The organism is Pseudomonas sp. 2FE, from assembly GCF_005503735.1.
In the GTDB taxonomy this organism is placed as follows: Bacteria; Pseudomonadota; Gammaproteobacteria; order Pseudomonadales; family Pseudomonadaceae; genus Aquipseudomonas.
The window spans coordinates 172,366-185,069 of the sequence record NZ_SCMO01000001.1 but is presented as its reverse complement, the minus strand read 5'-3'; the positions used below and the strand labels follow the sequence as shown (position 1 = coordinate 185,069).

Annotated in this window: 11 protein-coding genes; 3 read left to right on the top strand and 8 right to left on the bottom strand. The window is 60.7% G+C overall.

Going from position 1 to position 12,704, the window contains the following annotated elements; all coding sequences use genetic code 11:
* Nucleotides 1-78: 78 nt before the first annotated feature.
* The 8 genes from rseP to rpsB form a co-directional block, all read right to left on the bottom strand.
* Nucleotides 79-1,431, bottom strand: a complete 1,353-nt coding sequence (gene rseP, locus FFS12_RS00875) for a sigma E protease regulator RseP (protein ID WP_137885114.1) — start codon at nucleotides 1,429-1,431, stop codon at nucleotides 79-81.
* A gap of 14 nt (nucleotides 1,432-1,445) precedes the next feature.
* Entirely contained in the window at nucleotides 1,446-2,636 is a 1,191-nt protein-coding gene (gene ispC / locus FFS12_RS00870; RefSeq protein WP_137885113.1) for a 1-deoxy-D-xylulose-5-phosphate reductoisomerase, read from the bottom strand.
* Complete coding sequence (locus FFS12_RS00865; RefSeq protein ID WP_137885112.1) at nucleotides 2,633-3,448, bottom strand: phosphatidate cytidylyltransferase; 816 nt, start codon at nucleotides 3,446-3,448, stop codon at nucleotides 2,633-2,635. The genes ispC and FFS12_RS00865 overlap by 4 nt, the downstream gene beginning before the upstream one ends.
* Complete coding sequence (gene uppS / locus FFS12_RS00860; protein ID WP_137885111.1) at nucleotides 3,442-4,203, bottom strand: polyprenyl diphosphate synthase; 762 nt, start codon at nucleotides 4,201-4,203, stop codon at nucleotides 3,442-3,444. Before uppS ends, FFS12_RS00865 begins: the two co-directional genes overlap by 7 nt.
* A 14-nt stretch (nucleotides 4,204-4,217) precedes the next feature.
* On the bottom strand, nucleotides 4,218-4,775 hold the full coding sequence (gene frr, locus FFS12_RS00855; RefSeq protein WP_137885110.1) for a ribosome recycling factor: 558 nt from the start codon (nucleotides 4,773-4,775) through the stop codon (nucleotides 4,218-4,220).
* A complete protein-coding gene (gene pyrH, locus FFS12_RS00850) occupies nucleotides 4,772-5,515 on the bottom strand; it encodes a UMP kinase (RefSeq protein WP_137819429.1) in 744 nt (247 codons plus the stop codon). Before pyrH ends, frr begins: the two co-directional genes overlap by 4 nt.
* Before the next feature lie 198 nt (nucleotides 5,516-5,713).
* Complete coding sequence (tsf, locus tag FFS12_RS00845; protein WP_137885109.1) at nucleotides 5,714-6,583, bottom strand: translation elongation factor Ts; 870 nt, start codon at nucleotides 6,581-6,583, stop codon at nucleotides 5,714-5,716.
* Nucleotides 6,584-6,773: 190 nt separating this feature from the next.
* Nucleotides 6,774-7,517 carry a 30S ribosomal protein S2 gene (rpsB, locus tag FFS12_RS00840; protein WP_137885108.1) on the bottom strand — a complete coding sequence of 248 codons (744 nt, stop codon included), beginning with the start codon at nucleotides 7,515-7,517 and terminating at the stop codon, nucleotides 6,774-6,776.
* Nucleotides 7,518-7,893: 376 nt separating this feature from the next.
* On the opposite strand from rpsB, the gene map reads away from it, so the two are divergent.
* The 3 genes from map (at nucleotide 7,894) to dapC (ending at nucleotide 12,703) form a co-directional block, all read left to right on the top strand.
* A complete protein-coding gene (gene map, locus FFS12_RS00835; RefSeq protein WP_137885107.1) occupies nucleotides 7,894-8,676 on the top strand; it encodes a type I methionyl aminopeptidase in 783 nt (260 codons plus the stop codon).
* A gap of 32 nt (nucleotides 8,677-8,708) precedes the next feature.
* Entirely contained in the window at nucleotides 8,709-11,411 is a 2,703-nt protein-coding gene (locus FFS12_RS00830) for a [protein-PII] uridylyltransferase (protein ID WP_137885106.1), read from the top strand.
* Between the two features lie 95 nt (nucleotides 11,412-11,506).
* Nucleotides 11,507-12,703 (top strand): succinyldiaminopimelate transaminase, encoded by a 1,197-nt coding sequence (dapC, locus tag FFS12_RS00825; protein WP_137885105.1) that lies wholly within the window; start codon nucleotides 11,507-11,509, stop codon nucleotides 12,701-12,703.
* Nucleotide 12,704: the final 1 nt, after the last annotated feature.

The following is a 12,704-nucleotide window of genomic DNA, read 5'->3' as shown; positions in this document are numbered from 1 at the left end:
ATTTCCAACTGACGATAAAAAATCTGCCGCAAAAGGCGACACTTTTTGTAAATGCTGAGAGCGTAATTCAGTGACGCGTTACAGACGACTCAGGTCATTGACCAGGGCAAGTAGCATCACCCCGACGACCAGACTAATACCGATCTGCATCCCCCAACCTTGCACTCGTTCTGACAAGGGACGACCACGCACCCACTCGATCAGATAAAACAGCAGATGCCCCCCATCTAGGACGGGTATCGGCAAAAGATTGAGAACCCCCAAACTGATGCTCAGATAGGCTAGGAAATTCAGAAAATCCCCTACCCCCGACTGGGCCGAAGCGCCCGCCACTTTAGCAATGGTTATCGGCCCGCTCAAGTTTTTTACCGAGAGCTCGCCAAAGAGCATTTTCTTCAGTGAATCAAGGGTCAGGACGCTCATTGTCCAGGTACGGTTGAAGCCCTCACCCACGGCCTCCAAGGGTCCGAAGCGGACCTCGCGCAACATCTCGGCCGGCCATTCGACACCCTGCACCCCTGCCCCCAGGTAGCCAGTACGCGTCTTGCCTTCCCCCCGCGCCGCGAGCGTCAGCGACACTTCAAAGCGCTGTCCGGCCCGCTCAACCGACACAACAACCCGCTCGGCCGGACGCTGCCGCACCCGGTCGACCAACTGCTGCCAGTCATCCAGAGCTAGGTTATCCAGCGCCAGCAGCCGATCGCCTATCTGGAGACCCGCCGCTTGTGCCGGCCCTTCCGGATCCAGCTCAGCCAACACTGCCGGCACTGCCGGACGCCAGGGCCGAATACCCAGGGAAGCGATCGGATCAGGCTCCTCAACCCCCTTGAGCCAATCGCGCAGCACCACTTGGCGCGAGCTCTCAACATTCGAGCCAGACTCGCGCACCAGCAGATCAACCTTGCCGCTCTCACCCAAGCGGCGCACCAACTGCAAGTTGACTGTGGCCCAACCCGTGGTCGGCTCACCATCCACCGCCATGATTTCCTGCCCCGCCAGCAACCCGGCCTCTGCCGCCAGGCTACCGGTCTCGACCGCACCAATCACCGGCCGCACCTGCTGGCTGCCGAGCATGGCCAGCACCCAGAAAAACCCCAGCGCGAGAAGAAAATTAGCGATCGGGCCGGCTGCGACTATGGCAATCCGTTGCCGCACCGACTTGCGATTGAAGGCCTGAGCCAGCTGCTCCGAGGGCACCTCACCCTCGCGCTCATCCAGCATCTTGACGTAGCCGCCCAGCGGAATGGCGGCAATAACGAATTCCGTACCCTGACGGTCATGCCAACGCAACAACGGCGTGCCGAAGCCCACCGAGAAGCGCAACACCTTCACACCGCAACGCCGGGCGACCCAGAAATGGCCGAACTCGTGAAAAGTAACCAGCACCCCGAGCGCAACCAAGAGGCCAAAAACCATATAAAGCGTGCTCATCTACATCCTCCGCACTAGCGCCCGTGGCGATTCAACCATTGCTCAGCCAGCGCGCGCGCCCTGGAATCTGCCGCCAACACGACATCTAGACTTTCGACCACAGCCGCTGGCTCAAAATTCAGCACTGCATCGATGATACTCGCGATCTCCGGGAAACGAATACGCCGCTCGAGAAAGGCGGCCACCGCCACCTCATTGGCCGCGTTCAGCATCGCCGGAGCAGTACCGCCGGCCTCAGCCGCCTGGCGCGCCAGGCGCAGACAGGGGAAACGCAGTTCGTCGGGCGGCAGGAAATCCAGACGCGCGATACTGAACAGATCCAGCGGCGCCACGCCGGAGTCAATTCGCTCCGGCCAGGCCAGGGCATGACTGATTGGCGTGCGCATATCCGGATTACCCAGTTGCGCCAGCACCGAGCCGTCGACATAGTCGACCAGGGAGTGAATCACGCTCTGCGGATGAATCACCACCTCCACCTGGGCGGGCCTGGTGTCGAACAACCAGCAGGCCTCGATCAGCTCCAGGCCTTTGTTCATCATGCTCGCAGAGTCCACCGAGATCTTGCGCCCCATCGACCAGTTCGGATGGGCGCAGGCCTGCTCGGGCGACACCTGCTCCAGCTCAGCCAACGGGGTTTCGCGGAATGGCCCGCCCGAAGCGGTCAACAGAATCCGCCGTACACCGACCGCACCGAGCCCACGGGCATAGTCGCTCGGCAGGCATTGAAAAATAGCATTGTGCTCGCTGTCGATCGGCAGCAGCACGGCGCCGCTTTTGCGCACCGCCTGCATGAATAAAGCGCCGGACATCACCAGTGCTTCTTTATTGGCCAGCAAGACTTTTTTGCCCGCCTCAACCGCCGCCAGGGTCGGCTTGAGCCCGGCAGCCCCGACGATTGCGGCCATCACCGCATCGACTTCTGGATGCGCGGCAACCTCGCACAGCCCAGCCTCTCCCACCAGCACCCGCGTAGTCAGACCTGCGGCCAGCAAGCCACCCTGCAAGGGCCGCGCCGCCTCAGCGTCTGGCACTACCGCATAACGCGGACGATAGAGCAGACACAGGGCCTCCAGCTCAGCCAGGCGCGTAAAACCGCTTAAGGCGAAAACCCGATAACGCTCGGGATGACGGGAGATCACATCGAGGGTGCTGAGACCAATGGAACCGGTCGCCCCCAGCACAGTGATCTGTTGCGGCCGGCTCACAGAGCCCCCCAACCCGCACTCCAGAGCAGCACCGCGAATACCGGGATGGCCGCGGTCAGGCTGTCGATACGATCCAGCACGCCGCCGTGTCCCGGCAGCAGATTGCTGCTGTCCTTCACTCCAGCCTGACGCTTGAACATGCTCTCGGTCAGATCACCGACCACCGAGACCAGCACCACCAGCACCGCACCAGCCAGTGCCAGCAAGAAGCCCTTGCCCTGCCAGCCTTGCTGCAGACCGACCGCCGCAGTGATCAGCAGGCTGGCCAGCAGACCACCATACAGCCCTTCCCAGCTTTTGCCGGGACTCACTTGCGCTGCCAGCTTGCGCTTGCCGAAACGCTTGCCGGCGAAATAGGCGCCGATATCGGCACCCCAGACCAGCACCATCACCGCGACGATCAGGGCATTGGCCTGCGGCCACTGCTTGAGCAGCACCAGCCCTTGCCAGGCTGGCAGGAGGATCAGCAAACCGATCAGCAGACGCCCCGGCCGGCCACCCCAGTAACGACTGCTGCCCGGATAACCGAGCACCAGCAAGGTCGCAACGGCCCACCAGGCCACCGCCAACAGCAGTACCCAGGGCGCCAGTGCCGGCGTGAGATAGAGCAGATAGAGCAGCAACGCAACCAACAGCGCGTAGCCAACACGAGCTGGCTGCCCCGGAAAACCGGCCAGACGCGCCCATTCCCAGCCACCCAAGGTGACTACCGCACCGATAAACAGAGCAAAGGCTCCGCCATCCAGCAGGAAGAACCCGCCTAGCGCGACAGGCAGTAGCAGCAACGCCGTGATGATTCGTTGTTTCAACATTGAGCGCGAGCCTCGGCTGCCACTTGCTCACTGGTCTTACCGAAGCGACGTTGGCGGGTGGCGTAATGAGCCAGTGCCTTGCGCATGGCTTCGTGTTTGAAATCCGGCCAAAACAGATCGGAGAAATACAGCTCGGAGTAAGCCAGCTGCCAAAGCAGGAAATTACTGATGCGGTGTTCACCGCCAGTGCGGATGCACAGATCCGGCAACGGCAAGTCGCCGGTTGCCAGGCAGGTTTGCAGCAGGCCGGGGGTTATATCCTCCGGCTGCAGATGCCCCGCCTGAACCTCCCGCGCCAAGCGTTGCGCCGCCTGCACGATATCCCACTGACCGCCATAGTTGGCGGCGACCTGCAATACGAAGCGTTTATTCCCGGCGGTCAATGCCTCGGCCTCGCGCATCGCCGCCTGCAACTCAGGATGGAAGCGCGTGCGATCACCGATGATGCGCAGACTGATGGCGTTTTGATTCAGTTTTTTCGCCTCACGGCGCAGCGCCATCAGGAATAACTCCATCAGCGCCCCGACCTCTTCGGCCGGTCGCTCCCAGTTCTCACTTGAGAAGGCGAACAGAGTCAAGACCTCGACACCCGCTTCGGCACACACCTCGATCACCGCACGCACCGCATCGACGCCGGCTTTATGCCCAGCAACGCCAGGCAGCAGACGCTTCTTCGCCCAGCGGTTATTACCATCCATGATGATTGCCACATGACGTGGCACTGCTGGCACCCCAGCCTTGACGTTCTTGTCCATGACGATACTGGCCGTCAGACGGCCATCAGGTCCGCTTCTTTCTGCTTCACAGCCACTTCGATATCCGCCACGAACTTGTCCGTCAGCTTCTGGATATCATCTGCAGCACGACGCTCTTCGTCTTCGCTGATTTCTTTCTCTTTGACCAGATCCTTGAACTGACTCAGCGCATCGCGACGGATATTACGCACAGCCACTCGGGCATCTTCCGCTGCGTCACGAGCCTGCTTGGTAAAGCCCTTGCGAGTCTCTTCAGTCAAGGCAGGCATCGAGATAAGAAGGAGCTCGCCCAGGTTCGTCGGGTTGAACCCCAGCCCGGAACTCTGGATAGCCTTGTCGATCGCAGCCAGCATGTTGCGCTCGAAAGCCACCACTTGCAGGGTGCGGGAATCCTTGACGGTCACGTTCGCGACCTGATTCAGAGGTGTGTCGGCACCATAATAAGGCACCATCACCCCACCCAGAATGCTCGGATGCGCCTGGCCGGTACGGATTCGGCTGAACGCATGAGCCAGCGACTCCAGGGTTTTCTTCATGCGCTCCTGCGCGTCCTTCTTGATCTCATTGATCATTGCTCGCCCTCCTCGATCAGGGTTCCTTCGGCGCCACCCACCACGATATTCAGCAGGGCGCCCGGCTTATTCATATTGAAGACCCGCAGCGGCATCTTGTGATCGCGGCACAGGCAGATGGCCGTCAGATCCATCACGCCCAGCTTGCGATCCAACACTTCGTCGTAGGTCAAACGGTCGAATTTTTCTGCATGCGGGTCTTTAAAGGGATCGGCAGTGTAAACGCCATCGACCTTAGTCGCTTTCAACACCACGTCGGCATCGATTTCGATGGCGCGCAGGCAGGCTGCGGAGTCGGTAGTGAAGAAAGGATTGCCCGTACCCGCGGCGAAGATCACCACATCACCCGAATTCAGATGACGGATACCTTTACGACGATCGTAGTGATCGGTCACCCCGACCATGGAGATGGCCGACATGACGATCGCCGGAATGTTCGAGCGTTCCAGCGCATCGCGCATGGCCAAGGCGTTCATCACCGTCGCCAACATACCCATGTGGTCGCCGGTTACGCGATCCATTCCAGCCGCGCTCAAGGCGGCGCCGCGGAATAGATTACCACCACCAATAACCAAACCGACCTGCACGCCGATGCCAACCAGCTGGCCGACTTCCAACGCCATGCGATCCAGCACCTTCGGATCGATACCGAAATCTTCCGAACCCATCAGGGCTTCGCCGCTAAGTTTGAGCAGAATGCGTTTGTAGCGAGGTTGGCGACCACTCACCTGCTGAGCCATGCGTGTCTCTCCTGCGGCGTTTGAATTCTGAGCGGGCTAATGCAGCCTGCATTGATCGAGCGCTTGGACAGCACTCCTGGCATTTGGTGCCGGACAATGCACCAATACCGCTAACACATGCAATTTGTCGCCCTAGTTTGACAAAGAGGCTGCGCGCGTAAGCGGGCAGCCTCTTCGGGGCGACAGCTTGAAACCGTCTTACTGCTGGCTGGCAGCCAGCTGTGCAGCTACTTCGGCAGCGAAGTCGACTTCGCCTTTATCGATGCCTTCACCCACTTCGAAGCGGGTGAAGGACAGGATTTCCGCGCCAGCTTTCTTGGCCAGATCGCCGACCTTGATGCTGTCGTCCTTGACGAAAGCCTGCTCGACCAGGCTGGCCTCGGCCAGAAACTTCTGAATGCGACCAGCAATCATCTTCTCAACGATTTCTGCTGGCTTGCCTTTGATCTTGTCCTCGTTCAAAGCCAGGAAAATTTCTTTTTCCTTGGCAATGAGTTCTTCGGACACATCGGAAGGTTTCAGAACTTGCGGGTTGCTCGCCGCAACGTGCATGGCGATTTCTTTGGCCAGCTCGACGTCGCCGCCTTTCAGGGCAACCAGGACACCGATGCGGTGGCCGTGCAGGTAAGAACCCACCACGTCAGCCTCGATGCTGGTCAGGCGACGGATATTGACGTTCTCGCCCACTTTCGACACCAGAGCCAGACGTGCCTCTTCCTGAGCGGCGATCAGCTGAGCTGCGTCGGCCAGTTTGTCGGCGAAGGCTTTTTCGATGCTGCTGCTGACGAAAGCCTTGAAGTCGTCCTGAAGAGCCAGGAAGTCGGTCTGCGAGTTGACTTCGATGATCACGGCACGCTTGTTGTCTTCAGCAACGCGCACAGCGATCGAACCCTCAGCTGCGATGTTGCCGGCTTTCTTGGCTGCCTTGATAGCACCAGCAGCACGCATATCGTCGATTGCTTTTTCAATGTCGCCGCCAGCGGCAGTCAACGCTTTCTTGCAATCCATCATGCCCTGGCCAGTGCGCTCACGCAGTTCTTTAACCAACGCCGCAGTAATTTCTGCCATTTCAAAATTCCTCTTGGATAGGTTTTCAACCATTCCACCCGACCGAACGGGCGTTCAATTCTTAAAAACCTTTGTTAGCCGCTGCTCATGACAAAAGCTGTATTGGCGACGCTAACAAATGGTTTTTGAGGTGGCAAAAAGGGGGCCTAGCCCCCTTTTTGCGTACCGAGTGACGCTAGACGCCTTCTACTCAGCCTTCAGCTTGCTCAGCAGCCGGAGCCTGCTCGACGAACTCGTCAGTGCCGCCAGCAGCATTGCTGCGACCGCGAACAACGGCGTCAGCCATGGCACCCATGTACAGCTGAATGGCGCGAATGGCGTCATCGTTGCCTGGGATGATGTAGTCCACACCTTCCGGGCTGCTGTTGGTATCGACGATGCCGATAACCGGGATGCCGAGCTTGTTAGCTTCGGTGATTGCAATGCGCTCGTGATCGACGTCGATGACGAACAGGGCATCAGGCAGGCCGCCCATGTCCTTGATACCACCCAGGCTGCGATCCAGTTTTTCCAGATCACGGGTGCGCATCAGCGCTTCTTTCTTGGTCAGCTTGGTGAAAGTGCCGTCCTGGGACTGGACTTCCAGTTCACGCAGACGTTTGATCGACTGACGGATGGTTTTGTAGTTGGTCAGCATGCCGCCCAACCAGCGGTGATCGACGAACGGCGAGCCGCAACGAGCTGCTTCTTCGCGCACGATCTTGCCAGCGGAACGCTTGGTGCCGACGAACAGGATTTTGTTTTTGCCCGAAGCCAGTTTCTCAACGAAGGACAGCGCTTCGTTGAACATTGGCAGGGTTTTTTCGAGGTTGATGATGTGGATCTTGTTACGCGCGCCGAAAATGAACTTGCCCATTTTCGGGTTCCAGTAACGGGTCTGGTGGCCGAAGTGCACACCGGCCTTCAGCATATCGCGCATATTGACTTGGGACATGATAGTTCCTTGATAAGTCGGGTTAGGCCTCCACGCATCCCAATGACCAACCCCCAGCGCTAGCTGAGAGGCACCCAGGCCATCGTGTCGATACGTGTGTGGGTTTAAGCTTTTCAGGCTGGAGCCCGGAAAGCGGCGCATTTTATATCACAGAAGGCGGCAAAACGAAACCAGCAGTGACGAGCAAGCGAGAATGCTCGATCTTTGCCGGCACTAATAAAACAGTCCAAGAACAGCAGCAGTTGCCCGACATAGCACCTCTATATGCCGCGCACCGCTGGAATCACCGAGTTGTGCTTAGTTTCCCGTAGCGGTCTGCTAGAATCGCGCTTTCCAATATTTTTGCCTTGCGCCTGTGTGCGCCGAGAGAGTTTGCATGACCGTCACCATCAAGACGCCCGAGGAAATCGAAAAAATGCGCGTTGCCGGCCGCCTGGCTGGTGAAGTGCTGGAGATGATCGGCGAGTACGTCAAACCCGGCGTCACCACCGAGGAACTGGATCGCATCTGCCACGACTACATCGTCAACGTGCAGCAGGCCATCCCGGCACCGCTCAACTATAAAGGCTTCCCCAAGTCGATCTGCACCTCGATCAACCACGTGGTTTGCCACGGCATCCCGAATGAAAAGCCGCTGAAGGATGGCGATGTGCTGAACATCGACATCACCGTGATCAAGGATGGCTACCACGGCGACACCAGCAAGATGTTCATGGTCGGCAAGGTCAGCGAGTGGGCCGAGAAGCTCGCCCGCATCACCCAGGAGTGCATGTACAAGGGCATTGAGTTGGTTCGCCCGGGGGCCCGCCTCGGCGATATTGGTGAAGTGATCCAGAAGCACGCCGAGAAAAACGGCTACTCGGTGGTCCGCGAATACTGTGGCCATGGCATCGGCCGGGTGTTCCACGAGGAGCCGCAAGTCCTGCACTACGGGCGCGCCGGCACCGGCATGGAGCTGAAAGAAGGCATGACCTTCACCATCGAGCCGATGATCAACCAAGGCCGCGCGGAAACCCGCCTGCTCGGCGACGGCTGGACCGCCATCACCAAGGATCGCAAACTCTCCGCACAGTGGGAACACACCATCTTGGTGACCGCGACCGGCTACGAGATTTTCACCCTGCGCCAGGATGACAGCATCCCGCGCACCTCGGCCTGATCGACCGCTCGCACTATAAGGAAGGCTGCTGCATGCCGCAGGTGGATCCCGAGTTGTTCGACCGCGGCCAGTTCCAAGCGGAACTGGCCTTGAAGTCCAGCCCAATCGCCGCGTTCAAGAAGGCGATCCGTCGCGTTCACGAAGTGCTCGACGCTCGCTTCAAGAGCGGCCGGGATATTCGGCGCCTGGTGGAAGACCGCGCCTGGTGCGTCGACCAGATCCTGCGCGAGGCCTGGGCGCGCTTCGACTGGAGCCGCGAGGCCGAGATTGCCCTGCTGGCGGTCGGTGGCTATGGCCGCGGCGAGCTGCACCCTTACTCGGACATCGACCTGCTGATTCTGCTCGATAGCGCCGATCACGAGACCTTTCGCGAGCCGATCGAACGCTTCCTCACCCTGCTCTGGGATATCGGCCTGGAAGTCGGCCAGAGCGTGCGTTCGATCGACGAGTGCGTCGAAGAGGCCCGTGCCGACCTGACGGTGATCACCAACCTGATGGAAAGCCGCACCATCGCCGGCCCGGAGCATCTGCGCCAGCGCATGCTGGAGGTCACCAGCAGCACCCAGATGTGGCCGAGCAAGGACTTTTTCCTGGCCAAGCGTGCGGAACAGCGCGCCCGCCACGGCAAATACAACGACACCGAGTACAACCTCGAACCCAACGTCAAAGGCTCGCCCGGCGGCCTGCGTGACATCCAGACCATCCTCTGGGTCGCGCGTCGGCATTTCGGCACGCTCAGCCTGCACGCGATGGTCGGTCAGGGCTTCCTGCTGGAAAGCGAATACGCCCTGCTCGCCTCCTCCCAGGAGTTCCTCTGGAAGGTCCGCTACGCCCTGCACATGCTGGCCGGCCGCGCCGAAGACCGCTTGCTGTTCGATCACCAGCGCAGCATCGCCGGCCTGCTCGGCTTCGAGGACAGCAACAGCAAGCTCGCCATCGAACGCTTTATGCAGAAGTACTACCGCGTGGTGATGAGCATCGCCGAGCTGAGCGAGCTGATCGTCCAGCACTTCGAAGAGGTGATCCTGCGCACCGGCGAAACCAGCCAGGCGCAACCCTTGAATAGCCGCTTCCAACTGCGTGACGGCTATATCGAAGTCACTCATCCGAATGTCTTCAAACGCACGCCGTTCGCGCTGCTGGAAATCTTCGTGCTGATGGCCCAACACCCCGAGATCAAGGGGGTACGCGCCGACACCATCCGCCTGCTGCGCGACCATCGGCACCTGATCGACGCCGAGTTTCGCAACGACATCCGCAATACCAGCCTGTTTATCGCGCTGTTCAAGTGCGAGATTGGCATTCACCGCAACCTGCGGCGGATGAACCGCTACGGCATCCTCGGCCGTTATTTGCCCGAGTTCGGCGACATCATCGGGCAGATGCAGCACGACCTGTTCCATATCTATACGGTCGATGCGCACACCCTGAACCTGATCAAGCACCTGCGCAAACTGCAATACACGCCGATCTCGGAGAAGTTTCCGCTGGCCAGCAAGCTCATGGGCAGGCTGCCCAAGCCGGAGCTGATCTACCTGGCCGGCCTCTACCACGACATCGGCAAGGGCCGTGGCGGCGACCACTCGGAGCTGGGTGCGGTGGATGCGGAGGCCTTCTGCCTGCGCCATCAACTGCCGGTCTGGGATAGCCGGCTGATCGCCTGGCTGGTGCAGAACCACCTGGTGATGTCGACCACCGCCCAACGCAAGGACCTGTCCGACCCGCAGGTGATCCACGACTTCGCCCACCTGGTCGGCGACCAGACGCGCCTGGATTACCTCTACGTGCTGACCGTGGCCGACATCAACGCCACCAACCCCAGCCTGTGGAACTCCTGGCGCGCCAGCCTGCTGCGTCAGCTCTATACCGAGACCAAGCGCGCCCTGCGCCGCGGCCTGGAACACCCGGTCGACCGCGAAGAGCAGATCCGCCAGACGCAAAGCGCCGCACTGGACATCCTGGTGCGTAGCGGCACCGATCCGGACGATGCCGAACAGCTCTGGTCGCAGCTGGGCGACGACTATTTCCTGCGCCACACCGCCGGTGATGTTGCCTGGCATACCGAGGCGATCTTGCAGCACAGCGCGACCCACGACCCGCTGGTGCTGATCAAGGAAACCACCCAGCGCGAATTCGAGGGCGGCACGCAGATCTTCATTTACGCCCCGGACCAACACGACTTCTTCGCCGTGACCGTAGCGGCCATGGACCAACTCAACCTGAACATTCACGATGCGCGGGTGATCACCTCCACCAGCCAGTTCACCCTCGACACCTATATAGTGCTGGACGCCGATGGCGGCTCGATTGGCGACAACCCGGCGCGGATCAAAGAGATTCGCCAGGGTTTGATCGATGCACTGAAGAACCCGGACGACTACCCGACCATCATCCAGCGCCGCGTACCGCGCCAGCTCAAGCACTTCGCCTTTGCCCCGCAGGTGACCATTTCCAACGATGCGCAGCGCCCGGTGACCGTGCTCGAGCTGATCGCCCCCGACCGCGCCGGCCTGCTGGCGCGGATCGGCAAGATCTTCCTCGACTTCAATCTGTCGCTGCAAAATGCCAAGATCGCCACGCTCGGCGAGCGCGTGGAAGACGTGTTCTTCGTCACCGACGCGCACAATCAGCCCCTGTCGGACCCGGACCTGTGCGCGCGCCTGCAGGCTGCGATCATCGAGCAGCTGTCCGACGCCGACGGCCAGAAAGTCGAATTGTCACGTATCAGCATCTAGCTCCAACCCTAGGGTGCGATCAGGCCAACGGCCGCCTTGCACCGAACTTGATCCACCGGCGGCGCGCTGCGCTGCGCTTATTGACGCCCGACACCATGAATGACGCACTGACGCAACTGCAGCCCTACCCCTTCGAGAAACTCCGCGCCCTGCTGGCCGGCGCCCAACCGCCGGCCAGCAAGTCACCGATCGCCCTGTCGATTGGCGAGCCGAAGCACCGCTCGCCGGCCTTTGTCGCCGAAGCGCTGGCCAGCAACCTCGAACAACTGGCGGTCTACCCGACCACCCTGGGCATCCCGGCCTTGCGTGAAGCCATCGCCCGCTGGTGCACCCGGCGCTTCGACCTGCCAGCCGGCTGGCTAGATGCCGCGCGGCATGTGCTGCCGGTCAACGGCACCCGTGAAGCGCTGTTCGCCTTCACCCAGACCCTGGTGCAGCGCCGCGACGACGCCTTGGTGGTCAGCCCCAACCCGTTCTATCAGATCTATGAAGGTGCCGCGTTGCTCGCCGGTGCACAGCCGCACTACCTGGCGTGCCTGAGCGAGAACGGCTTCAACCCGGACTTCGACGCCGTGCCCGCCGAGATCTGGCAGCGCTGCCAGATTCTGTTCCTCTGCTCGCCGGGCAACCCCACCGGCGCGCTGATTCCGCTGGAAACCCTGAAGAAGCTGATCCAGCTGGCCGACCAGTACGACTTCGTGATCGCCGCCGATGAGTGTTACAGCGAGTTGTACTTCGACGAGCAGAATCCGCCCGCCGGACTGCTGAGCGCCTGCGCGGCGCTGGGCCGCAGCGATTTTGCCCGTTGCGTGGTCTTTCACAGCCTGTCCAAGCGCTCCAACCTGCCGGGCCTGCGCTCGGGCTTTGTCGCCGGCGACGCCGACATTCTGCAATCTTTCCTGCTGTACCGTACCTACCACGGCTGCGCCATGCCGGTGCAAACTCAGCTGGCCAGCGTCGCCGCCTGGAACGACGAAGCCCATGTGCGCGCCAACCGCGACCTGTACCGCGAGAAGTATGACGCCGTGCTGGATATCCTCGGCCCGGCGCTGGACGTGCAACGCCCGGATGGCGGCTTCTACCTGTGGGCGAAAACGCCCATGGACGATGCCGAGTTCACCCGCGAGCTGTTCGCCCGCGAGCACGTGACCGTAGTGCCCGGTTCCTACCTGTCGCGCGAAGTCGATGGCTTCAATCCAGGTGCCGGCCGTGTGCGCATGGCCCTGGTAGCGCCGCTGGCGGAATGCGTCGAAGCCGCCAAACGCATCCGCGCTTTTGTTGAAGGTCTCTGAA

What these genes read in the sequence shown, in the direction of transcription:
- rseP (WP_137885114.1), bottom strand. Translation starts at nt 1,431, where the DNA reads ATGAGCACGCTTTATATGGTTTTTGGCCTCTTGGTTGCGCTCGGGGTG.
- FFS12_RS00865 (WP_137885112.1), bottom strand. Translation starts at nt 3,448, where the DNA reads ATGTTGAAACAACGAATCATCACGGCGTTGCTGCTACTGCCTGTCGCG.
- uppS (WP_137885111.1), bottom strand. Translation starts at nt 4,203, where the DNA reads ATGGACAAGAACGTCAAGGCTGGGGTGCCAGCAGTGCCACGTCATGTG.
- frr (WP_137885110.1), bottom strand. Translation starts at nt 4,775, where the DNA reads ATGATCAATGAGATCAAGAAGGACGCGCAGGAGCGCATGAAGAAAACC.
- pyrH (WP_137819429.1), bottom strand. Translation starts at nt 5,515, where the DNA reads ATGGCTCAGCAGGTGAGTGGTCGCCAACCTCGCTACAAACGCATTCTG.
- tsf (WP_137885109.1), bottom strand. Translation starts at nt 6,583, where the DNA reads ATGGCAGAAATTACTGCGGCGTTGGTTAAAGAACTGCGTGAGCGCACT.
- rpsB (WP_137885108.1), bottom strand. Translation starts at nt 7,517, where the DNA reads ATGTCCCAAGTCAATATGCGCGATATGCTGAAGGCCGGTGTGCACTTC.
- map (WP_137885107.1), top strand. Translation starts at nt 7,894, where the DNA reads ATGACCGTCACCATCAAGACGCCCGAGGAAATCGAAAAAATGCGCGTT.
- FFS12_RS00830 (WP_137885106.1), top strand. Translation starts at nt 8,709, where the DNA reads ATGCCGCAGGTGGATCCCGAGTTGTTCGACCGCGGCCAGTTCCAAGCG.
- dapC (WP_137885105.1), top strand. Translation starts at nt 11,507, where the DNA reads ATGAATGACGCACTGACGCAACTGCAGCCCTACCCCTTCGAGAAACTC.